The sequence below is a fragment of the Aromatoleum toluclasticum ATCC 700605 genome, from assembly GCF_000378245.1.
In the GTDB taxonomy this organism is placed as follows: domain Bacteria; phylum Pseudomonadota; class Gammaproteobacteria; order Burkholderiales; family Rhodocyclaceae; genus Aromatoleum; species Aromatoleum toluclasticum.
Genome location: NZ_KB899494.1, coordinates 315,393 through 337,970, shown reverse-complemented (window position 1 = coordinate 337,970; position 22,578 = coordinate 315,393). Strand labels below are relative to the sequence as shown.

Below are 22,578 nucleotides of genomic sequence, written 5' to 3'. Positions count from 1 at the left end.
GGCCACGCGCCGGGCTCATTGCCATATTCTCAGGCGCCGCGCAGCAGGTACGCCAACGCACCGGGCGCGCGCGCCAGTCCGGCCGGCGACAGGTAATGCCGCCAGTGGCGCGCGAGGTGGCGCGCCACGAAGCCCGGGCGCAGGTAGAAGGCCCGGTAGAAGCGGCGCTGCAGGGCCGTCAGCGCCGCCGGCGGAATGCGGCTGCAGCTGCTCGCGGGCGTCAGGTAATGGTAGTCGGCGCCGTGCGTGCGCAGCTGCGGCGGCAGCTCGCCCCACAGGGGAACGTCCGGATACGGGCGGTAGATCTGCATCTGCAGGTAATCCGGGCGGATGCGCCGTGCCAGCGCCAAGGTACCCTCGGCGTCGTCCTCCGTCTCGTCCGGCATGCCGACCATGAACAGCGCCACCGAACCGACACCGGCGCGGTCCAACCGTTCGAAGGCCGCTTCCGTCGCCGCAATCCAGCCCGCCCCGTCCGCAGTCTTGCCCAAGCGCTCGATCAGCCGCGCCGACCCGCTGTCTACGCCGACCTTCAGCAGCACCGCCCCGGCGGCGGCCGCCGCGGCCACCCGCTCCGCATCGAGCTCGTCGGGACGCGCATTCGCCATCCACGGCAAATCGACCCCGCGGCGCACCAGCTCTTCGGCCAGCTGCAGGAAGCGACCGCGATGCACCAGCAGCGAATCATCCTCAAAGGCAATCGCCTGCGCGCCGGCGGCCTTCAGCGCGAGCACCTCGTCGACCACGTCGGCGACCGCGCGCACCCGCAGGTCCCGCCCGACGCTCTTGCGCACGATGGCCGTGCAGTGGCGGCACGGCCGCGGGCAACCCCAGGCGGTGAGCACGTAGCCCCAGCGCGACACCGGCCGGCCGCGCACCGGGAACGGGAACGCATACTCCTTCAGCGCATCACGCCCGAAGCGCGGCCGCGGCAGCGCATCCGGCGCCTCCACGAGCGCGATCTCGCCCGCATTCATGCGCCGCCGGCATTCCTCACGCAGGGCCGCAAGGTCCTCACCCGCCAGCACGCGCAGCGCCAAGCGCGGCGCCTCCTCCTCCGGCTCGCCCGGCAACGCGAGGTCGTAGGCCTCGCCCCAGCCGCGAAAGCGCGCCCGCGCCACGTGCTGCACCTGTTGCCCGATCGCGATCGTGACGACGCCGGCCGCGCGCAGTGCCGCCGCGACGCGCACCGACTCCTCCAGGCACCAGGTCACGGCGCGGATCACTGCGACACGCGGCAGCAGGGCCAGCACGCGCGCAACATACGCATCGACGGAGAAATCCCCCAACCAGCCATCGAGCAGCGGCACCGCGACCTTCAGCGTGTCCTCCAGTCCGGCCTGCACATACAGCAAGTCGAGCGCCGGGTGCAGATGGCGCGGATGACCGGTGTGTCGCCCCGCCTCGCGGTCGACGCGCAACACCACGACGGGATGCCCCGAGCCGTTCATTCGAGTTCCTCCGCAAGTCGGCGGAGAATGGCAATCGTCTGCCGCAGGCGCCGGTCCGACAACCCCTCGTAGAGCGGAATCAGCACCGCCTGCGCCGCCGCGGTCGCGGCCCCGGGGCAATCGGCAAACCCGAGCATCGCCGCGGTATCGTCCATCACCTCTGCGCCGATGCCCAGATCCAGCCCGTGCCGCTGCGCCGCGGCACGCAACGCGCCGATGTCGCCCAGAAAGCGCGCGACGAAATTGTAGAAAGCGGGCTCGCCGAAGTCACCGCGCCGCTGGGCGACGAAGCGCGGCGGCAGGCTGCGCGCAAGCAGCTCCCACTGCGCGTCGAGCCGCCGCCGTCGCGCCGCCGCCGCCCGCTCCAGCTTGCGTAGCCCCAGCCGCGCCTGGAAGCCGCTGAACGCAGCGGCCGTGCCGCGCACCCGGTCGTGCGCCCGACGATAGAGCCGGTCGAAGCCGCCCGCGCGGTGCGACGAAAACATCAGGCGCGCTGCGATCGCATACGCGGGGCTGCGCACCGCGAGTTCCTCGGCGAATTTCAGCAGCATCTTGCGCACCGGCGGCCACTCGCGCCGTTCGCGCCCGGCCAGGCGCACCCGGGTCGCCGCCGCCAGCCCCTCGTCCGTCGTCGCCATGACACCACCGCCGAACGCGGCCACCGCCTTTGTCGCCTCCAAGCTGAACAGCGCCGCCCGGCCGAAGCTCCCGGCCGGCCGGCCGTCGACCGACGCACCGAACGCATGCGCACAATCCTCGACCACCGCAATGCCGTGCGCATCGGCAAGGGCGCAGATGCCGCGGATGTCGCACGGCGCACCGAGCAGATGCACGACGAAGACAGCGCGCGTGCGCGGCCCGATGCGGGCGGCCACGCTCCCGGCCGTCATGTTGAAGCTCGACGGATCCACGTCGGCCGGCACCGGCACGATGCCGCGCCCGCGAATCAGCGGCACCAGCTCACCCAGCGTGTAGGCCGGGATCACCAGCTCGTCGCCCGCGACCAGCCCCAGCCCGTCAAGGATCAGTCCGAGCGCATCGCGGCCGCTCGCGGTCGCAATGGCATGCGGCACGCCGACCGCCTCCGCGAATGCACGCTCGAAAGCCGCCACCTGCAGCGCCGCGGCATCGGTCGACACCCACGGTGCGCGCAAGGCATCCGCGAGATCGCCCCACTCCAGGGGAATGCGCCGGCGCGGGATCACGCCCCGACCTCGGCCAGCGCGTCGCGCGGCGCCAGACGCAACGGCCGGGCATCGAGCACCCGGCACAGCGCACCGAACACCTCGGCAACGGCAATCCGCCGCATGCACTGGTTATCGGTGCAGCGCGTACGCCGCTGATTACCCGCATTCACGCACGGCGAACACGCCAGCCCGGCGCTGATCACGGTCGCATTCCCCAGCGGCCGGAACAGCACCGGCGTCTCGGGCCCGAACAGGGCGATCACGGGCAGGGCCGTGACCGCGGCGAAGTGCGCGGGTCCCGAATCGTTGCTGACCAGCGCGGCGCCGAGCGCAAACAGCGCCGGCAATTCACCGAGGGCGAAGTGCCCCGCAATATCGGCGCAGCGTTCATCACCGACCTCGTCCGCGATCGCTGCCGTCGTCGCCCTGTCGTCCTCGGCCCCGATCAGCAGCACGCGTACATCCGCATAGCGCGCAAGCGTCGCGCGCACCAGGGCCACGAAGTGCGCCTGCGGCCAGCGCCGCTGCGGCAGCATCGCGCTCGCATTGGCGTTCACCAAGACGAGACGTTCGTCGCCAATCGGACCACCCCGCAGGCGGCCCATCCGTTCCCGCACCACCGCAAGCTCGTCCGCGCCCAACTCGCGCCGACACACGCTCGGCACCAGCATCGCCGCGGGGACGCGCGGTGCGGGCGGTACATCCTCGGCGAACAGGGCCTCCACAAGCATCAGGTAGTTCTGCGCCATGTGCAGTTGCGGATTGAAAGCCAGCGGATGCGTATACAGGTCGCCGCGATACAAGCCGACCCCTCCGAAGCGGTGGAAACCCGCGCGCCGGCGCACCCCCGTCAGCACGCACAAGGCCGCGGTCAGGCGCGAGAACAGTTCGAGATCGATGAGCGCATCGATACGCTCCCGCCGCACGTCCCGCAGGAAACGCCAGGCATCCGTCACCAACACGCGCAGCGAACCCGTGCGCATCACGAACACCCGCTCGGGCGCCACCGTGCCTGCAATCGCAAGGCTGTCGCGATTGTGCGCGAAGGTCAGGCAGTACGCCTGCGCACCGCTGCGCGCCGTCAGCTCGCGCATCGCCGGATCCGCAAGGACCATGCTGCCGGATTCGGCCAGTTGCACGAAGAGCACGCGGCGCACCGCCTGCTCCTGGGCGCGTGTACGCCGCCACGTACGCGCCGCCCGACGCATTCCGGACAGCAAGGCGCACACCGGCACGCCGAGCCAGCGGTCCATGCGGCGCATCGCCTCAGGCCCGGGCACGGGCACTCCTCCGGCAAGGACCGCCACTTCGCCAGGCCACCTGCGCCGGCCTCGCATTCATGTCGGGGACATGCGCGCGCAATCGGATGAAATACGCGTACAAGCAGGCAATTCCGGTGGTTTTGAACGGAGCGGACTATACCGCGCTTTGCCCGCGCCGTCGCCTGCCGTCATGGTCGGAACGCACGTGACCGGCATCACGCCAAACACCCCCCGATCCCGTTAGAATGCCGCTGATCGCAAACCATCGATGAGAGTGCGGTTATTGTGCACGCACTCGGGAACCGGTCGAATGAGCGACACCCTGGCCTTAACGGAAAACCCGGCACGCGGCGCCCACACGTCGCTCCTGCATTCGCTCATTGCCCAGTCGCCGGCCCTGATTGGCATTCGCGCCAACGACGGCACCTACCTGTACGCGAACGATTCCTTCGCGCAGATGCTAAATCTGCCGGCCGAATCGCTGCCGGGCAGGCACGAAGACGACGTACTGCGCACTGCCGGCGTGTCCCGGGCCCTGCGCATCGGCAACGACGCATCGGTCCAGGTCACGCACAGCGAAGAAGAGGCCGTCGTGGGACTGCGCTCGCGCCGCTTCCTCATCACACGCTTCCCGCTGCGCGCGGGCGACGGCGAGGTCATCGCATCGGGGATGATCGCCACCGAAATCGGCGCGCGCACCGGCACCACCGCCAACGCGGCCGAATACGCCGAGGCACGCCACGCAGAACTCCTGCACGCCCTCGAACAGATGGAGCGGCTCGCCTACACCGACCGGCTGACCGGCGCATGGAACCGCCGCCACCTCGAAGACGCCGCCTTGCTCGAAATGTCCCGCGCCGAACGCCACGGCCATTCCGTTTCCCTGCTCGTGCTCGACGTCGACCACTTCAAGGAAATCAACGACCAGTTCGGCCACGCCGTCGGCGATTACGTGCTCGTCGAACTCGTCCGCTGCATCCGCAGCGACATCCGTCACGCCGACACCGTCACGCGCTGGGGTGGCGAAGAGTTCGTCGTGCTCGCGCCCGACACCGCCCTGCGCGAAGCCGAACAACTTGCGCAAAAACTGTGCGCACGCGTGTCCGAAGCGCAGCTATCGAGTGCACGACCGATCACCATCAGCATCGGCGTCGCCGAATACCACTGCGGCGAAGGCTTCGAGCACTGGCTCGCACGCGCCGACCGTGCGATGTACCGGGCCAAGGACACCGGACGCAATCGCGTCGTCGCCGACCCCTACTCCGCATTCGCGAGCGACGGCACCCGCATGGCCTGTTCGCCGGTCGAACTGGTGTGGCGCGAAAGTTACCGCAGCGGCAACGAACGGGTGGACCGCCAGCACCGTCAACTCTTCGAACACGCAAACCGGCTTCTGCACGCCGTGATTTCGCACGCACCGCGGGCAGAAGTCCTCGAAGCGATGGAAGTCCTCGTCGAGGACATCACCGCACACTTTGCAGAAGAAGAGCAACTGCACCACTCCATCGGTTTTCCCGCCCGCGAGGCGCATACTGCAGAGCACGGACGCCTGCTCGCTCAGGCCACGCGGCTGTTCGAGCGCGCCAGACAAGACGCCGAGCTCCCGATCGCAGAGGTATTCCAGTTCCTCGCCTACGACGTCGTCGCCCAGCACCTCGTCGGCGCCGACCGGCAATATTTCCGTTACCTTGAAACCCCATCGGGAAACGACATGTAAGTCCTCACCCCGCCACGCTTTTCATTCGCGTCGCGCTGCCTGATAATGGCAAGGATAGCATTGCCGTCGTCATGAACCGCGCCCATGCCGGCACGCTGCCGAACTGGCGCCGGAAGATCATCCCACGCGGGGAATTTCCCCTCGGACGCCCGGCGGAAGCGGTTCGCAAGCGATCAGATCCACTGTGCGACGCATGATTGCGAGTTGCCCGAAACCCGTGTGCGCACCCAAGACCAAAGTACTGGAATGGAAAATTACAGTCGCCCCGCCACCGGTTTCCGGCACATCCTGACTCTCGTCGCGTGCATGCTGTCGCTCGCAGGCAGCGTTGCGCCGGCCGAAGCCCAGCAGTCGAAGATCTCCAACACCAAACACAACCTGTCTTCATCCGGCTCGGGAACCGTCAAGGCTACGACGGAAAGCCAGATCTGCGTCTTCTGCCACACCCCGCACGCCGCAAATACGGCCGCCCCGGCGCCGCTGTGGAACCGCACCCTTTCGAGTGCGACCTACACGCCCTACACCTCGAACTCGCTCGACGCCCAGACCATCTTCGGCGCGCTGTCACAGCCCGGCGGCAGCTCCAAGCTGTGCCTGTCCTGTCACGACGGCACGATGGCGATCGGCACAGTCGGCGTACTCGGCGGCAAGTCCAACGTGTCGGTGACCATGGGGGGCACCGATGCAGGCGGCACGATGCCCGCCGGCCCGCAGGGGGCCACCTCCGGCTTCACGCGCAACCTCGGCATCGATCTGCGCAACGACCACCCGATCTCCTTCACCTACAACGAAACCCTCGCGAATGCCGACGGTGAGTTGCGCCACATGGACGCCCAACAGCGCAGTCCGGCGGGCAGCGGCACGGTCATCGGCATCCGCAGCGCCGGCTACAAGCCGCTGCTGCCGCTGCAGCCGACGGGCACCGCCGGCGCCGGCCAGGTCCAATGCACCACCTGCCACGACCCTCACCTGGACGTGCCGAAGTTCCTACGCCTGAACCGCCTGCAGACGGTCAACCCGGCGGGCGGCCCATTCCTGCCCGCCTCGGACCAGATCTGCCTCGGCTGTCACGAAAAGCTCAGCACCGCCTGGGCGCAGTCCTCGCACGCGTCACAGACGATCGCCGACGAAACCTACAAGACCGACGCCGCGAACCGGCGCGAATTCCTCCTCGGCGGCAAGGCGAGCATCCAGGTGTGGGAGGCCGGCTGCCTCAACTGCCACGACACCCACGCCGTGCAAGGCTCGCGCCGCCTGCTGCGCGAAGGCGTCCTCGGCGGCACCGGCGGCACCGGCGCGGGCGCCTACAAGCTCGGCGGAGACTCTGGCGCGGCGCCCAACAGCGTCTCGGCGATCGAGGAAACCTGCTACCAGTGCCACACGGATTCAGCCGGCAGCATCCTGAACATCGCGACGGGCACCGTTCCGAACATCAAGACCGACTTCACCCTGGCACGGCACATGCCGATCACCAGCACCGAACAGGCGTCCGGCGTCGAAACGCACGATATCAAGGACAGCAATTTCACCGAAGCGCGCGAGACGCTCGGCCTGAACAACAACGCCAATCGCCACGCCGAGTGCACCGACTGCCACAACCCGCACCGCGTGACGCGCAACAACCTGTTCACCACGCTGGGCGACCCCGCCAAACGCACGCACGTGCCCGGCGGCGCCAACGGCGCCCCCTCCACCACCAGCAACGGCAACATCGCCTCAGGTGCGCTGCGCGGCGCTTTCGGCGTCGAACCAGTGTACAGCGACCAGAGCTTCTTTCAGCTGCCGAACCGCTATGACGAAAAGAGAGGCGACGGCGGCACGGGAGCCGCCACGACCGTAGGAAGCACTTGGGTCACGCGCGAATACCAGATCTGCCTGAAGTGCCATTCCGACTATGGCTACTACGACGACAACGTCCTGCCGAGTGGTAACTCGCGCCCCTTCCTCGGCGCGCCGGGAACACCCAGCCCGCGTGCAAACTTCGACCGCTACACGAACCAGGCCCGCGAATTCCAGGCACCCGCGGGACACAAGGGCGCGCAGACCTTGCTAGGCACGGCGGCCGGCGCCGGTGCGAACTTCAACGCCAATAATCACCGCTCCTGGCACCCGGTCATGGACGTCACCGGCCGAGGCACCGCGCAGCGCAACGGTGCCAGTGCCGATTCATGGCGCGCACCGTGGAACGCAAACGTCGGCAACCAGACGATGTACTGCACCGACTGCCATGGCGCGGACACCCCCGCCGGCTCGATCACGCCCTCGGGACCGTGGGGTCCGCATGGCTCCAGCAACGATTTCATCCTCAAAGGGTTGTGGAATACGAGCACCGACGGCAGCCAGGCCAATGCGCTGTGTTTCAAGTGCCATCAACAGACCACCTACGCGCCGACGGATGGAGGTGGTGGCACGAGCGGCTTCAAGACCGACAAGGGCGACGGCCACTTCATCCATAGCGCGCGGAGCAAGCTCTCGAGAACACGCTGCAACTGGTGTCATATCGCGGTCCCGCACGGCTGGAAGAACAAGTCGCTGCTCGTGAACCTCAACGACACCGGTCCCGAGGTCGGTCTCACCGCCGGTACCGAGCAGCCGAACGGCGCCTACACGAACGGGCCGTACTACCGCAACGCGATGCTGAAAATCGTGAACTTCAAGAGCAACAATCAGTGGGTCATTGGCGACTGCGGTTCGCGCAGCGGGGGCAGCGGCGATCAGGGCATCAACTGGATGAAAACGAGCACGTGCAGCAGTCCGCCATAGGAGGGCCTGATGCTCGCTGCGGTGCGGGCGAAGGTCACGGGCACAGCCTCAAGCAGACATCGGGCACATGACATCCATTCACCGTAACGACGCATGCATGCGGAATCGAGTGATAAGTTCGCGGCTCCCGACACATGCCGGCACCTTGCTGTGGCTGGTCGTGTTCGGCTATCTCGCATTCGTGGCGTGGGAACTCGATCGCGGCTATCGGTCCGCTGCGCGCGGCGCGGCGCCGCTATACACCGACTACACATCGCTGTATGCGGCATCGATGCTGTTGCGGACCGAACCGGCGGAAAACCTCTACTACGCACGACGGATGTACCAGGCAAACGTCGCCAGCGCCTATGCCGTTTATGGCAACACCATCAATGAGGCACAAGCCCGTCAGGCGGGCTTCGCGCCGTGGATGTACCCTCCGACCTTCATCCTGTTCGCAATGCCGCTCGCGTGGCTGCCCTATCTGCCGTCCTTCATCGCCTGGATCCTTGCCACGGCAGTGCCCTACCTGGCGGCCATGCGCGCAATCATCCCGCGGCGCTCGAGCGCGGCAGCGTTCGGGCTTGCCGCCCCCCCGGCATTCTTCAATCTCGCCTATGGCCAGACGGGGTTTCTCAGCGGCGGCTTGATCGGGCTCGGGCTCGCACGCCTTCAAGCGCGACCGCTCGCCGCCGGATTCTGGATCGGCCTAGCCAGCGTCAAGCCGCACCTCGGCATCCTGATCCCGATCGCGCTGGCTGCCGGAGGGCACTGGCGGGCATTTGCCGGCGCAGCGCTCACCGTCGTCGCACTGATTGCCGTGAGCATCGCGGTTCTCGGCGTCGACCCATGGTACGGCTTTATCGGCACCACCCTGTTCCATATCGACGGCTTCGACGCCGGGGCCTACACGTGGAACTCGATGACGTCGATTCTCAGCGCAGCCCATCTCGCCGGCATTCCGATCGAGCGAGCCTGGACGCTGCAGTTCACGGCCGCCGCATTCGCCGCCCTGTGCGTCGGCGTCGTTTGGGCTACCGGTCGCCGCCGCCCCGAAACGCTCGGCCTGCAATCCGCGATCCTGTGCCTGGCGACACCGCTCGCGATACCCATGGTCTACCTTTACGATCTCGTCATCGTGGTTCCCGCTGCGGCCTGGATCTGGATGGACATGCAGCAGCGCGGCGCGCGCGCGTACGAAATCGCAGCGCTCGTGCTCAGCTTCGCCGGCCTGCTCACCTCATTCCTGATCGCCGCACGCCTCAGCATCCAGATCGGCCCGGCCCTCGTTGCGGCCCTGCTTGCAATTGCGCTCCGCCGCTTCATTCACGCTCTGCGGACGCCGCTGGCCACGGCCACTTCGAGTGCCTGATCACGATCCCGCATGGCCCCCGCACAAACCGACTATCCCCGCCCCGACCTGCAGTCCGTACCACACAAGCTGCGCGTACTCCTGCTTACGACCTCGTATCCATTGAACGAACAGTCCGTCAGCGGGCTGTTCGTTCAGCGCCTCGCCGAAGCCCTTGCGCAGCAGGTCGACCTCCGGGTTCTGACTCCAGCCGACGTCCATGCGCCCCGCCCGCCCGCGGGCGGGCCGGCAGTCATCACTTTCCGTTATGCCCCGCGCACGCAACAGATCCTCGCCCACGGCGCGGGCGGCATTCCTGCGGCTATCGGAGCGAACCGCGCGAATCTCATGCTCGTGCCCCCCTTCCTGTTGTCGATGCTGGCCGCATCGTGGAGACACGCACGGGGGGCAGATGTGATCTTCGCAAACTGGTCGATTTGCGGCATCGTCGCCGGCGTGGTCGGCCGCGTCCGCGGGATCCCCGTCGTGGTCACCCTGCGCGGCGAAGACGCCAACCGCGCCCACAAAGGGAAGCTGTTCCGGTCGATCCTCGCTCTGTGTGCCCATCTCTGCCAGGGTGTGGTTACGGTGAGCGAGGCGATGCGCCATGTCCTGGACCGCACAATCCCTGCACTCGGACCGAAACTGCAGACAATCCCCAATGGCGTCGCGCCCGAATTCCTCCGGCTTGCACCTCGCAGCAAGCCCGACGGACCCCTCGAACTGCTGTGCGTCGCCAGCCTGATCCCGCGGAAGAGCGTCTCAACCCTGGTCGATGCGCTCGCCCTGACGCAACGCCCCCACTCGCTCACCATCGTCGGCGAAGGGACGGAAAGGGAACGTCTCTCGATGCTCGTCCGCGACCTGGGCCTGCAGGACCGCATCCGCTTCCTGCCCTTTCTGCCTCCCGCCCGCATCGTCGAGCTGCTCGCCGCCGCGGACGCCTTCGTGCTGCCGAGTCTCGCCGAGGGGCGGCCGAACGTCGTCCTCGAAGCCTTCGCCGCGGCCCGCCCGGTCATCGCCTGCGACATCGACGGCGTTCGCGAGTTGATCGGAGCCGATGAGCGCGGCCTGCTCTATCCGCCGGGTAACGTCGCGACACTCGCGGCGCAGCTGGACCGCCTGGCCGACCCGGATTTGCGCGCTCGGCTCGGCACCGCGGCCCGCCGCTTCATCGTCGACGAGGGGCTCACCTGGGACCGCGCCGCAGCCTCGTACGCCCGACTCTTTGAAACCCTCATTCGACCAAGCGGACCCCGCTGATGTGCGGACTCGCCTTTCTCCACGACGCGCGCACTCCCCCGCCCGACGCGGCCCGGCGCATGGCCCGATGCCTTGCCGCGATGCACCACCGCGGCCCCGACGACGGGCGCATCGAACACGTGGGCGACGCAGTGCTCGGCCACAGGCGGCTATCGATCATCGACCTCGCCGGCAGCCCCCAGCCTATGCCCGACACGAGCGGCCGCTACGTCCTCGCGTACAACGGCGAAATCTACAACTACGCCGAAGTCCGCCAACGGCTCGAGCCGCGCTGGAATTTCCGCACCCACGGCGACACCGAAGTCCTGCTCGCCGGCCTGATCCTCGAGGGAGAGCGTTTTCTCGAACGACTCGAAGGGATGTGGGCCTTCGCCTTCTGGGGCTCGCAGCAAAAGACGCTCATCCTCGGCCGCGACCGCATGGGCAAGAAACCGCTCTTCGTGCAGGAACTCCCGGGCGGCGGATTGGCCTGCGCATCCGAATTGCCGGCCCTGCGCCAGCTGAGCGATACCCCTTGGCACGAGGACGCCGACAGTACCGCCGACTACCTCCGCTACGGCTACACGATGCCCGGCCGCAGTGCATGGCGCGAAGTGCGCGAGATCCTGCCCGGCCACGTCGGCCACTGGCACCCCGGAAGCGCTCTGGAACAACGCGCCTGGTGGCAGCTGCAGGTGCGCCCCTTCGCCGGCGACCCGTCCGCAGCGCGCCAGGCACTGCGCACGGCGATGACCACAGCCGTCAAACGCCGCATGGTCGCGGACGTCGAAGTCGGCGCCTTCCTGTCAGGGGGCGTCGATTCGACCCTGGTGTGCGCGCTTGTGCGACAGGAACTCGGCCTGCCGCTGAAAACCTTCACGATCGGCTTCACCGAGGCCGCATTCGACGAACGGCGCTACGCACGCCTCGCCGCGGACGCCCTCGGCACCGACCATTACGAGGAAGTGCTCGCCGGCTGGGACGAAACGGAACTCGAACGCCTGCTGCTGAACCACGTCGGACAACCCTTCGCCGACGCTTCGCTGCTGCCCACGGCCCTCGTCTCGCGCGTCGCGGCACAACGCGTCAAGGTGGCCCTTTCCGGCGACGGCGGCGACGAACTGTTCAGCGGCTACCAGCGCTATCAGGCACGCAACATCCTGCGCTGGTATTCGCGCCTGCCCGCCGGCCTGCGCCACTTGGCGGAACGGGCCGTGCGCGCCCTGCCCGAACCCACCGCGCATCACAGCCGCAGCGTGCTCAAGAAAGCGCATCTGTTCATGGACGTCGTCGGCCGACAACAGGCCGAAACGCCCTATTTCGCGCCGCTGATGTTCGCGCCGGCCCACCTGCATCGACTGGCGCCGGACCTCGACGGCCGCGGCCATCCTCCGCCCGGCATCCCGGAAAGCACGGCACCCGACGACATCGCCCGCATGATGTTCGCCGACGCACTGATTTACCTGCCGCAGGACATCCTCGTCAAGGTCGACCGCGCCAGCATGGCGCATTCGCTGGAAACCCGCGCCCCCTTTCTCGACCGCGAAGTGGTCGAACTCGCCTTTTCCTTGCCCCGTACCTGGCACCGGCGCGGCAGCCGCGGCAAACGGATGCTGCATGAAAGCTTCGCCGACCGCCTCCCCGCGTCGCTATGGCGCCGCCGCAAGCAAGGCTTCGGCGTTCCCATCCACGCGTGGTTCCGCGGCGAATTGGGTGACCGCCTTCTCGCCCTTGCCCACGAGGACACCGACGGCCCGCTACAGCCGGAAGCCGTCGCGGCGCTGGTCGCCGAACACCGAAGCAGCAGCCGCGACCACGGCTACCGCCTGTGGGCGCTGTACGCCTATCTGTTGTGGAAGCGCCAGCGCCCGTGAGCATCGTCGGCCCCGGCCGCCATATCGCCCTCCTCCTGCCCGAGCTCGAGGCGGGCGGAGCCCAGCGCGTGATGCTCCTGCTGGCGCGAGAATTCGCCGCCCGTGGCCACCGCATCGACCTGATCCTGCTGCAGGCAACCGGCCCCCTCCTCGCCGAGATCCCCGACGAAGTCCGGCTCGTCGATCTCGCCGCGCGAGCGCACGGCCTCGGCCAGCTCGGCTTCACCCTGTCGTCGATACGCCGCCTCGGCGCGTGGCTCAAAAAGGAGCGCCCCGAAGCCCTGCTCAGCACCATCACCGGCGCCAACCTCGTCGCCATCCTTGCCCGCCGCGCCGCCGGCATTCCTCTGCGGCTTGTGATCCGCGAAGCCGTCACGCTGGAAAACCACACCAGTACGCTACGCCGCCGCGCCATGCGCTGGCTGTACCCCCATGCCGACGCGGTGATCGCCCTCACCGACGTCATGGCCGAGCAGCTCGTCCGGGATCTCGCCGTTCCGCCAGCCAAGATCCACTGCATCCCCAACCCAGTCGATGCCGCGCGAATCCGGGCACAGGGCAACGAACCGCTCGCCCACCCGTGGCTGCAAGCCCCGGACCTCAAGGTCGTGATTTCCGCGGGACGTCTGATTCCGCAGAAGGATTACGCCACCCTGCTGCGGGCCTTCGCGCTGCTTCCAGCCACCTTGTCCGCGCGACTGATCATCGTCGGCGAGGGGCCCGAGCGTCCGCGCCTGGAAGCACTGGCGACCGAACTCGGCATCAGCACCCGTATCCACTTGCCCGGCTTCGACGCCAACCCCTGGCGCTGGATGGCACGTGCAGATCTGTTCGTATTGAGTTCGCTCTGGGAAGGGCACCCGAATGCGCTGCTCGAGGCACTGACTCTCGGCATTCCCGCAGTCGTTACCGAATATGACGATTCCGCCCTATCACTGGCTACCTGCGGGCTAGTTGTCCTGGTTCCTCCGGCATACCCCGGCGCACTCGCCAGGGCGATCGGCCGCCTGGTCGCGCGAACCCGTTCGCAAGACTCAGGCGCCGCAGCGACGTCAGCGGCCACCGATGCCGCAATCGGCGCCTACCTTGGAGTCTTGTGCGAGGATTCGATCAACTCCACGAAAAGCCTCTCGTAGCGCCGCGCAATGACTTCGATGTCATGGGCCTGGGCCGCCAACGCGCGCCCCTTGGCGCCCATCGCACGGAGCTCGTCTCGCCCGCGTCGAAATGCCTCTTCGAATGCGCCGGCCAGCGCCCCAGGATCATCGACAGGAACGAGCCAGCCGACATCCTCACTCACGATATCCTCCGATCCGCTCACGCGCGTCGCGATGACCGGCACGCCATAAGCGAGCGCCTGCAACAGGACACCTGGCATACCCTCGTACCGCGACGGCAAGACGAAGACATCGGCGTGCAGGAATACGTCACTGAGCGCGTCGGGCGCCTTCGCGCCGGTCATCCTCACACAGCCGTCTAGCCCCAGCGATGCGACACGCTCCGACAAGACCCCACGCAAGGGACCGTCGCCGACAACCTCGATCACGAAATCATGCCCGGCCTGCCGGAGCCGCTGTGCGGCGTCGAGCAATACATCCACCCCTTTCTGCTCGACTAGCCGTCCCAGGAACAGGACCTTCCAGGGCCCCGCAGCACTCGACGACCGTAAGGGCAACTCTGGCATGAGGACGCCGTTCGGAATATCTGAAATCCGCGTATCGGCGAGACCGAGCAGCGGAATTTCATCCCTCATCTGGCGACTCATCGCATTGATTGTCAGCCCCCCCCGACGTAGCACCCACACCCAAATCGAACGTGCGGGCGAGCGCAGGATGCGATGAACGTCACCATGCCCCGCCGCGCAGGCGGGACACACGACCACCGGGCACCCGAGAAGCCCGAGGGCCCGCGCGAAGCTCGCTGCAAACGCCTGTTCACGGATGAAGCGGCAATAAACCACCTCGAACCCGCCGCGCCGCCGCCACATCAGCCACATCACTGCCAGCAGGTAGCTCACACCGCGTGACAACCGGCTCCGCTGCCAAAGCGGCAACCTGACCACGGTCACCCGACCCTCGGTGCGCGGCACGTTGTTGACCCCGGCAACCAATACTGCATGACCGTTTGCCGCCCACTGTCGTGCAAGGTGCCAAGCCTGCACCTCCGCGCCGCCCACAGTGCCCGGGGGCACATCAGCCAGAACGAGTATGCGCATCCTTACCCTTCGACTTGAGCACCAGAATCATCAGCCCCGCGACAAGATATTGGGTCAGCGACAAGGCTGCACCGATTCCGGGTACGCCAAACGCTGGAACCGCCAGCAGGCCTGCTACCAGTGTGCAGGCAAGCCCCGCGAGCGACAACGGCACCAGCCAGTGCGACAAGCCGACGACCAACAGGCGTCGCGCAAACACGCCCGTCAGGATGAACCCCGTCATGCCGACTGCCAGACAAAGGAAGGTATCGCGCACTGCCTTCATCCCCTCCGGACTCTGCAACACAAACCACGATCCATCCCAGGGAAACCAGCGCCACAGCGCAAGGCTCACCACCAGCCACAACATGCTCCAGGCTATCGACACGCGCAGAATCGTTCGCCAGCGTCGCACCTCCCCGTCCGCACCCCGCAAGCGCGCCAGATATACCAGCGTCACGCTGCCGACGCCGATCGTGGCGAGCGACGCAACGCTCGAATAGAGACGATCCGCTGCCTCGAGCAGCGACACGCTGCCCGGATCATGCAGTGTAGCGATCCAACGCACCACCAACGGATTGAAGCCCGCGACAACTGACGCCAGAATGACGCTCGCGGCCGACACCGGAAATCCAAGCTGAGGTTGCGATCGCGAGAATCCCAGCCTTGCCCGCGTCATCCGCAACAGGATCACCGCACGCAGCGCATCGGCGGCAGCCAGCCCGAGCAGCAGTGCCGCAAGTTGACGCCCCGCATCCTCCGCGACGACAAACAGCGCGACCGGCACCAACCGCAGGGCCCAACACAAGCCCGGAACTCCATAACGATGGTCGGCATTCAGCAGCGCGATCGGCGGCGCCGCGAGAAGCCCGGCTGCCGCCATGGTGCCCACCGCTATTGCCGACACCGATGCCGGCAGGGTGCCGGCTGTCACGACGGAAGCCGAGACTCCGGCAAGCAAGCCCGCACCCGCTGCGCCGACTGCGAAAACGACCATACTCCTCCGCTCGTCCGAGCGGACGAACTCCGGCACGAGCGCGCTGACGAGCCCTCCACCGACCGAAGCCTGCACGAACAAGGCAACAGCAAGCGCCAGGAAGAAGCCGTCCGTGTAGGCGTCGGCCTTATGGGCAGCAAAGAGAACGAATGGCAGGAGAAGATTGACTGCCCGGCCGACGACTTCCCCGGCAGACGACAATCCGACGCGCAAAGCGGCGCGACCGACCTCGGAGCTTCGCCCCATCCCCATCAACTCGTCCTCGGAGCGCGAGGACAGCTCGAATCGTTGATCTTCTCGGCCAGCAGCCGGTAGCTGAAGGGCATGAACGGCGACGAAGGGAGTACGCGCGCCAGCATCCAGCCCACCAGATTGACGATCGGCACCATTGCCGACACCAGCGGAGCCAGCAGGACGACAGCGCGTCGGGTGCCGATCGCCTGTGCCACACCGCTCGCCAACGCGATCGACAGCAACGCCGCGGCGGCTTCCACGGGATGCGTGGTCTCGCTGATCTCGGTGACCGCAAAGCCCGCGGACGAGAACAGATTGCGCAGCCCGTGACAGGTCCAGCGCTGGTAATCGTGCGGCTCGTCATGCAGCGGATAGAGAAACGGCACGTGCACAAGGCATTTGCCGCCGGCTCGCAAAGTTCGCCCGGCCTCGGCGACCGCGCTCGCCGGATCCCGCAGATGTTCGAGCACATCCAGCAGTGTCACGACGTCGACGCTGCCAGCGGCAATCGGCAAGCGTGCCGCATCGGCGTAGATGTCCGCCGTGCCGACGTAACCAAGGGCGACCGTCGCTGGATAATCGACACCGATGTAACGCACCGCCGGCGGCAGCTCGCTACGCAATCGACCATTTCCGCAACCTACGTCGACAAGTGTTCCTTGCGCGTGCTCCACGATCCACGCGGAAATATCGCGCCGATGACGCAAGACCAGCCACTGCGGATGCAGAGGCGTACGCTCAAGCGGACGCAGCCAGCGCTGCAAGGTCCGGACGATGGAATTCACTGCCCGGACCGAACCGGCGAAGAGTCTCCACGCACTCCGGCCGAACCGCGACGAAAAACAAATTCGTTGCAACCCAGCGAAGCCCTTGTCACGAGCTTGGTCAACGCGAATCCCCGGGCGGCATAAAATTCGAAGACGTCTCCCGGCTTCGCCACCTCATACGGATAGCCGCCCAGCCAGTCAATCCAGTCGTGCGTCAAGGACATGCCCCGCTTCTTGCGGTATTCGGTGTAGCGCAACACCGGATTCCTGCGTCGCAGCAGGTCGCCCAACAAGCCGGCGGCGGCGAAGAATGCGAAGAAGACAGGAACGACCATCATGCGACCGAACCAGCCCGAGCAATACGTCCGCTTCACGGCACCCCAGAAACGGGAAATCAAATCCTGATCGTTGTACAAGGCAATGAACAGTTTCCCCTCCGGAGCAACGAGCGGCACGACGTTGGCCATCGCCTCCCACATGCTGCCAGTGTGATGAAGCACGCCCCACGAATAGACGATATCGAATTGCCCCAGACCGTCGAGATAGGCACGGTCCAGCACCGATCCTTCGCCTACCAGCCAGGACTCGTCGTCACGGCCATAGCGTCGGCGCATCTCCCGCGTCGTCGCCACCGAGCGGGGATCGTAGTCGAAGGAGCGCACGCGGGCACCGAGGCGCCACGCTGCCAGCGAGAACAACCCGCTGCCGCTGCCGACGTCGAGGAAGCTCAGGCCATCGAGCCGCTGCACGCCCAGCATGCCCTGCAGGGAACGCTCGGCCTCACCGATGCGATCCTCGTCGAGCACCTCGAGGAACCGCGACCAGTTTTCGCCAAACGCGAAGCGCTCGCCGCGCCGGATCTCCTCACCCGATTCACTCTGCGAATGGCCTTCGCCTGCAACCCCGACAGACTCAGTTTTTTCTTGCGAACTCCCGATCATTTGTCTTCAGCCGAAGGGCGGTACATCAGTTGCGTGATCTGCTCGGAAACCAGGCCGATCAGGAAGGTCGTCACGGCAGAGGTGAGCAGGAAGATCGTCGCCAGCGACAACCGGCCGTGGGCGACAAACGTGTAGGCGTAATAGCCAAGCCCCAGCAAGGCCTGCATCAGCACCACCGGCGCAAACAGCTTGAGCGGCGAATACAGCGTGCCGATCTTGAAGATGATCAAGAGAAAACGCATGCCGTCCTTGAGAATCTTCACATGACTCTTCCCCACCCGCTTCGCGGCAACGATCGGCAGATAGGCGACGGGATACCCCGCGCGAAAAAACGCCATCGTGCTCGTCGTGGGATAGGAAAACCCGTTCGGCAGGAGGTAGAGAAACTCGCGGAAGCGGTGCGCCCGTGCGGCACGCAGCCCTGAAGTCAGGTCATCGATGCGGTGACCGGTCATGTAACTGGCGAGCCAGTTGTAGAATCTGTTCGCAACCCCCCGCCCGACACTGGCCTGCGAGCCGCCGTCACGGGCACCGACGACCATGTCGTAACCCTCGTCGAGACGCGCAAGCAGGCGGGGAATGTCGGCCGGATCGTGCTGCCCGTCCGCATCCATGAAGACCAGCACCTCTCCGCGGGCCGCCCGGGCACCACTCTTGATTGCCGCCCCGTTCCCCATGCTGTATGGATGACTGATGACATGAGCTCCGGCCTGCCGCGCCTCCTCGGCGGTTCCATCCGTCGAACCGTCGTTGACCACGATCACTTCCGCCTCGGGCAGTCGAGTCCGGATCGCCGTGATGACACGACCGACCACTGGCGCCTCGTTCTTGGCAGGCAAAATCACACTGATATTACGGGACATGAGTTTTCCGGTGCGCTATGCGCTCGTACCGGCGCAGCGGCAACCGGCATTTCCTTGTCATTGACTGGCGGGCAATGATACATCGGCACACACCAGCAAGCACGATTCGGGCCGACCTGACACCGGATATGCCGATACCGTCTGATGGAACGAGGCTTGCTTGTTGCCGGGCCCTGCCATCCAAGCGCTAACACACCCCGTGGCCCCCACTCCAACCACCATCCGCCCGTGACTGCCCGCGACCTCAAACTTCAGGGGCAGCTTGTCGTGCTGGCCGCAGGGATCGTCCTGGCAGCCACGATCCTGTTCGCCTATCGCGACATCGGCCTGAACGGCTTTCATTTTGATGACTGGCCCAACATCTTCGACAACGCGTCCGTGCAGATGACGCAGTTCAGCCTGAAAGGCTTGCTCGATGCCGCCCGCGGCAGCTTTCTGCCGCACCGCCCCGTACCATCGATAAGCTTCGCGATCGACTGGTGGCGCGGCAACGGCACACCAGCCCCTTTCCTGCTCACGAACCTCGCACTGCACGTCTTCACAGGCTGGGCCGTCCTCGCACTGCTGCTGCAGACGGCGATTCTTGTCCGCGAAGATGGCCGCGCAGACGTTCGCACGATACTGGCAGCCGGAGCTGCGGCTGCCTGGTGGGCCCTCCAGCCCATCCATGTCCAGGCGGTCAGTTACGCAGTCCAGCGCATGACCGTGCTCGCCGCCCTGTTCGCGCTCATCTGCGTATGGGCCTATCTGCGCGCGCGGATCGCCGGCGGCACCGCGAAAATTGCATGGGCCGCACTCTCGTTCACGAGCCTCGCCCTCGCCGCACTGTCCAAGGAAAACGCCTGGATCACCCCTGCTCTCGTGCTGATGGCCGAATTTCTCGTGCTGCGGCACAATAAACCGCTGGTCCGACACAATGCCGAGCGGCTGCTTCTCGCATTGCCGGGCCTCGCCGCGCTCGTGGCGCTCGCCGATATCGCACTCGACGGTCCGCTTAGCCGATGGGGCCTGTCCGGTTACGCCAATCGCGATTTCACCCTTGGCGAGCGGCTGCTGACCCAGCCCAAGGTCGTGCTCTTCCACGTTTCCCAGATCCTCTGGCCGCTTCCCGGACGGTTTTCGCTCGAACACGACGTGGAAATCATCCGCAGCGCGGCATCTTGGCAGTTCTGGCTGCCGCTGCTCGTGATTCTCGGCTGGTGCTCCGCCGGCGTGCGATTCGCCCTGCAGCCGGGCTCGCGCATCGCCGGTTTCTTCATGCTCTGGATTCCCGTGACGCTGCTGATCGAGAGCTCCGTCATCCCCCTCGAAATGATCTTCGAGCACCGCATGTACCTCCCGTCGGTAGGCATCGCCGGCCTCATCGCCCTCGCCGGATCACAGCGGTCGTCCCCCTCCCTTTCGGTTGCGGCCTGTTCACTCGCAGCCGTCGCAGCCCTCTTCGCGATGTGGTCCACGCAAGAGCGCCTGCCGCAGTGGCGAACGGCAATCAGTCTGCTTGAAAACTCGACCCGACATGCCCCGGACTCGGTTCGCGTATGGAATCAACTGGGGCGGGAATATCTTGGCGGCGGCAGACCGGATCTCGCATTGGCTGCAATCTCCCGTGCAAATGCAATCGATCCGACATGGGGCGACGGCTTTCCGTTCGTCAACCGCGGAGTCGTCCTCGAAGCGATGGGGCAAACCGGGGAGGCGAGCGCGATCTACGAGGAAACCATCCGCCGGTTCCCCAAACAGGTGCTCGGTTACAACAATCGCGGCCTCCTCAGGCTGCGCTCGGGGCACCTTGAGAGCGCCATACAGGACTTCGATCGCGCCATAGCGATCGATCCGAAATACGCACAGTGCTGGACCAACCGCGGCACCGCCCGGTTCCTGCGAGGCGACATGGATGCCGCGATGGCCGATTTCGAGAAGGCCACCGAGCTTTCGCCGCGGGAATCGGTTGCCTTCGATTATCTTGGCCGGATCTACGAAGCACGCGGCCGCACGGCAGACGCCGCGGCTGCGCGGGATCACGCGTGCCGACTGGGTATCGCCCGAAACTGCGGAAGAAACCCCCTGACGAAATGAGCGAACAATTCTTCACCCGTCGGCAAACGTCCGACGCCCCCGCCGGCACCGGCTCGCAGCTTCTGCAGGCTGCGTTGGCGGCGCTCGTGCTAGCCATCGCGACCGTCCTCGCCTATCACGGGATAGACCAGAACGCATTCCACTTCGACGACTGGCCCAACATCGTCGACAACGCTTCGCTGCACATGAAGCAGTTCGGCGTCGACGGTCTGCTCGCAGCCGTCCAGGGCGCCTATCTTCCGCGCCGCCCGGTCGCGACACTCAGCTTCGCGGTGGACTGGTGGCGCGGAGGTGGCGCTCCGGGCGCCTTTCTGACCACCAACCTCATTATTCACGTACTCACGGCCTGGGCGATCTTTGCGTTCATGCTGCGCGCACTCACGCACTCGACACGCCCGACCGCGCCGGCGGTCGTCGCCTGCGCGGCGGCAGCCCTGTGGTGGTCCGTACAGCCGATCCACGTCCAGGCCGTGAGCTACGCTGTTCAGCGCATGACCGAGCTGGCAACCCTGTTTTCCGTGCTCTCCGTCTGGGCCTACCTCAAGGCGCGCGCATCGGCCGGCCGCGGCGCAGCCCTCTGGGGAGTGCTTTCCGCGCTCACCTTGGTGCTCGCTGCCCTGTCCAAGGAAAACGCCTGGATCGCGCCACTCCTGATCCTGCTTGCCGAATATCTCGTCATCCGCAACCGCGGCTCCCTCATCCGACACCCCCGCGACCGCCTGCTGCTCGCACTCCCCGCGATCACGGTCATCTGCGTTCTCGCCGACATTCTCTTCGGCGGCCCCGTCAGTCAATGGGCATTGAGCGGCTACGGCGGCCGCAGCTTTACCCTCGGCGAGCGCCTGCTCACGCAACCCAAGGTCGTGCTCTTTCACGTTTCACAGATACTCTGGCCCCTTCCCGAACGGTTCTCGCTCGAACACGACGTCGAAATCGTTCGTTCCGCCGCCTCATGGGAGTTCTGGCTTCCCATGGGCGTGATCCTGGCCTGGAGCGGCGCGGGCGCATTGCTCGCAGCCCGCGCGGGCACCCGCCGCGCAGGCTTCTTCGCTCTCTGGGTTCCGGTCACGCTCTTCATCGAGAGCTCGTTCGTCCCCCTCGAGATGGTCTTCGAACACCGCATGTACATGCCCACGGTCGGCTTCACGGGGCTCGTTGCGATAGGGCTCCTGCATGCCGCTTCGCGCGGACCAACCGTCCGTACCACCGGCATCTGGTCCGCATACCTTCTCGCAACGGGGGTTGCGCTCTGGTCGACCAGCGAACGGATTCCGCAGTGGCGCACCGAGGCAAGCCTATATGAGCAGGCCGTCCGGCTCGCCCCGCGGTCGGCCCGCGCATGGAACCTTCTCGGTGTCGCAAATCTGGGGCAGCGCCGCGACGAACTGCTGACACAGGAGCGCTACGAACGAGCGCTGTCGGCATTCGATCGCGCCATAGCCCTCAATGACCAGTACGCCGCCCCCTGGACCAACCGCGGCGTCGCGCGCTATCTACAAGGGGACATCCCCGGAGCCGAGACAGACCTGAAACGTGCGATCTCGATCTCGTCGCGCGAAGCCGCCGCCCAACATTACCTCGGGGAACTGTACGAACGCACCGGGCGACCGCTCGAAGCCCGCACTGCTCGACGCCGCGCCTGCGCGCTGGGCGTAACACCCGACTGCAACCGGTGAGCGC

General features: G+C 66.5%; 17 protein-coding genes. 8 read left to right on the top strand and 9 right to left on the bottom strand.

Translation table 11 applies throughout. The features are described 5' to 3' along the window. Positions 1-29 precede the first annotated feature (29 nt). The 3 genes from F464_RS0109145 to F464_RS0109135 are packed head-to-tail and all read right to left on the bottom strand — an operon-like array spanning position 30 to position 3,918. Complete coding sequence (locus F464_RS0109145; protein ID WP_018989497.1) at positions 30-1,451, bottom strand: B12-binding domain-containing radical SAM protein; 1,422 nt, start codon at positions 1,449-1,451, stop codon at positions 30-32. Continuing rightward, positions 1,448-2,656: an aminotransferase class I/II-fold pyridoxal phosphate-dependent enzyme gene (locus tag F464_RS0109140; RefSeq protein ID WP_018989496.1), complete on the bottom strand. Its 1,209-nt coding sequence runs from the start codon at positions 2,654-2,656 to the stop codon at positions 1,448-1,450. The genes F464_RS0109145 and F464_RS0109140 overlap by 4 nt, the downstream gene beginning before the upstream one ends. Beyond that, positions 2,653-3,918 carry a glycosyltransferase family 9 protein gene (locus F464_RS0109135; RefSeq protein ID WP_026295870.1) on the bottom strand — a complete coding sequence of 422 codons (1,266 nt, stop codon included), beginning with the start codon at positions 3,916-3,918 and terminating at the stop codon, positions 2,653-2,655. The genes F464_RS0109140 and F464_RS0109135 overlap by 4 nt, the downstream gene beginning before the upstream one ends. 292 nt (positions 3,919-4,210) lie before the next feature. On the opposite strand from F464_RS0109135, the gene F464_RS0109130 reads away from it, so the two are divergent. The 3 genes from F464_RS0109130 to F464_RS0109120 all read left to right on the top strand — a co-directional run bounded on the left by F464_RS0109130 (position 4,211) and on the right by F464_RS0109120 (position 9,731). Beyond that, positions 4,211-5,617, top strand: a complete 1,407-nt coding sequence (locus F464_RS0109130; RefSeq protein WP_018989494.1) for a diguanylate cyclase — start codon at positions 4,211-4,213, stop codon at positions 5,615-5,617. 246 nt (positions 5,618-5,863) lie between these two features. After that, positions 5,864-8,380, top strand: a complete 2,517-nt coding sequence (locus tag F464_RS0109125; RefSeq protein ID WP_018989493.1) for a cytochrome c3 family protein — start codon at positions 5,864-5,866, stop codon at positions 8,378-8,380. A gap of 109 nt (positions 8,381-8,489) precedes the next feature. Next, positions 8,490-9,731 carry a glycosyltransferase family 87 protein gene (locus tag F464_RS0109120; RefSeq protein ID WP_232428860.1) on the top strand — a complete coding sequence of 414 codons (1,242 nt, stop codon included), beginning with the start codon at positions 8,490-8,492 and terminating at the stop codon, positions 9,729-9,731. Here the strand turns inward: F464_RS0109120 and F464_RS31555 are convergent, their stop codons facing one another. Then, positions 9,732-9,932, bottom strand: a complete 201-nt coding sequence (locus F464_RS31555; protein WP_232428873.1) for a hypothetical protein — start codon at positions 9,930-9,932, stop codon at positions 9,732-9,734. Here F464_RS31555 and F464_RS29860 point away from each other — a divergent pair. The 3 genes from F464_RS29860 to F464_RS28090 are packed head-to-tail and all read left to right on the top strand — an operon-like array spanning position 9,858 to position 13,962. Continuing rightward, entirely contained in the window at positions 9,858-10,973 is a 1,116-nt protein-coding gene (locus F464_RS29860) for a glycosyltransferase family 4 protein (protein WP_232428867.1), read from the top strand. The two genes, F464_RS31555 and F464_RS29860, sit on opposite strands and share 75 nt — an antisense overlap. Beyond that, positions 10,973-12,826: an asparagine synthase (glutamine-hydrolyzing) gene (gene asnB / locus F464_RS0109105; protein WP_018989490.1), complete on the top strand. Its 1,854-nt coding sequence runs from the start codon at positions 10,973-10,975 to the stop codon at positions 12,824-12,826. Before F464_RS29860 ends, asnB begins: the two co-directional genes overlap by 1 nt. Then, on the top strand, positions 12,823-13,962 hold the full coding sequence (locus F464_RS28090) for a glycosyltransferase (RefSeq protein WP_018989489.1): 1,140 nt from the start codon (positions 12,823-12,825) through the stop codon (positions 13,960-13,962). The genes asnB and F464_RS28090 overlap by 4 nt, the downstream gene beginning before the upstream one ends. Here F464_RS28090 and F464_RS0109095 read toward each other — a convergent pair. The 5 genes from F464_RS0109095 to F464_RS0109075 are packed head-to-tail and all read right to left on the bottom strand — an operon-like array spanning position 13,908 to position 18,822. Further along, positions 13,908-15,041 carry a glycosyltransferase family 4 protein gene (locus F464_RS0109095; RefSeq protein WP_026295867.1) on the bottom strand — a complete coding sequence of 378 codons (1,134 nt, stop codon included), beginning with the start codon at positions 15,039-15,041 and terminating at the stop codon, positions 13,908-13,910. The genes F464_RS28090 and F464_RS0109095 overlap by 55 nt on opposite strands. After that, positions 15,019-16,263 (bottom strand): lipid II flippase MurJ, encoded by a 1,245-nt coding sequence (locus F464_RS0109090; protein ID WP_157353635.1) that lies wholly within the window; start codon positions 16,261-16,263, stop codon positions 15,019-15,021. The genes F464_RS0109095 and F464_RS0109090 overlap by 23 nt, the downstream gene beginning before the upstream one ends. A 5-nt stretch (positions 16,264-16,268) precedes the next feature. Next, positions 16,269-17,036, bottom strand: coding sequence for a class I SAM-dependent methyltransferase (locus tag F464_RS28085; protein WP_157353633.1), 768 nt, complete (start codon positions 17,034-17,036; stop codon positions 16,269-16,271). After that, positions 17,033-17,959, bottom strand: coding sequence for a class I SAM-dependent methyltransferase (locus F464_RS0109080; RefSeq protein WP_018989485.1), 927 nt, complete (start codon positions 17,957-17,959; stop codon positions 17,033-17,035). The genes F464_RS28085 and F464_RS0109080 overlap by 4 nt, the downstream gene beginning before the upstream one ends. Further along, entirely contained in the window at positions 17,956-18,822 is an 867-nt protein-coding gene (locus tag F464_RS0109075; RefSeq protein ID WP_018989484.1) for a glycosyltransferase family 2 protein, read from the bottom strand. The genes F464_RS0109080 and F464_RS0109075 overlap by 4 nt, the downstream gene beginning before the upstream one ends. A 228-nt stretch (positions 18,823-19,050) precedes the next feature. Between F464_RS0109075 and F464_RS0109070 the strand changes: the two genes are divergently transcribed. Continuing rightward, positions 19,051-20,898 carry a tetratricopeptide repeat protein gene (locus F464_RS0109070; protein WP_232428858.1) on the top strand — a complete coding sequence of 616 codons (1,848 nt, stop codon included), beginning with the start codon at positions 19,051-19,053 and terminating at the stop codon, positions 20,896-20,898. Next, positions 20,895-22,574, top strand: a complete 1,680-nt coding sequence (locus tag F464_RS0109065) for a tetratricopeptide repeat protein (protein WP_018989482.1) — start codon at positions 20,895-20,897, stop codon at positions 22,572-22,574. The genes F464_RS0109070 and F464_RS0109065 overlap by 4 nt, the downstream gene beginning before the upstream one ends. Positions 22,575-22,578: the final 4 nt, after the last annotated feature.

Excerpts from the sequence above, each read along its gene's own strand:
- F464_RS0109145 (WP_018989497.1), bottom strand. The coding sequence starts at position 1,451 with ATGAACGGCTCGGGGCATCCCGTCGTGGTGTTGCGCGTCGACCGCGAG.
- F464_RS0109130 (WP_018989494.1), top strand. The coding sequence starts at position 4,211 with ATGAGCGACACCCTGGCCTTAACGGAAAACCCGGCACGCGGCGCCCAC.
- F464_RS0109125 (WP_018989493.1), top strand. The coding sequence starts at position 5,864 with ATGGAAAATTACAGTCGCCCCGCCACCGGTTTCCGGCACATCCTGACT.
- F464_RS31555 (WP_232428873.1), bottom strand. The coding sequence starts at position 9,932 with ATGGACGTCGGCTGGAGTCAGAACCCGGAGGTCGACCTGCTGCGCAAG.
- asnB (WP_018989490.1), top strand. The coding sequence starts at position 10,973 with ATGTGCGGACTCGCCTTTCTCCACGACGCGCGCACTCCCCCGCCCGAC.
- F464_RS0109095 (WP_026295867.1), bottom strand. The coding sequence starts at position 15,041 with ATGCGCATACTCGTTCTGGCTGATGTGCCCCCGGGCACTGTGGGCGGC.
- F464_RS0109090 (WP_157353635.1), bottom strand. The coding sequence starts at position 16,263 with ATGGGGCGAAGCTCCGAGGTCGGTCGCGCCGCTTTGCGCGTCGGATTG.
- F464_RS0109080 (WP_018989485.1), bottom strand. The coding sequence starts at position 17,959 with ATGATCGGGAGTTCGCAAGAAAAAACTGAGTCTGTCGGGGTTGCAGGC.
- F464_RS0109075 (WP_018989484.1), bottom strand. The coding sequence starts at position 18,822 with ATGTCCCGTAATATCAGTGTGATTTTGCCTGCCAAGAACGAGGCGCCA.
- F464_RS0109065 (WP_018989482.1), top strand. The coding sequence starts at position 20,895 with ATGAGCGAACAATTCTTCACCCGTCGGCAAACGTCCGACGCCCCCGCC.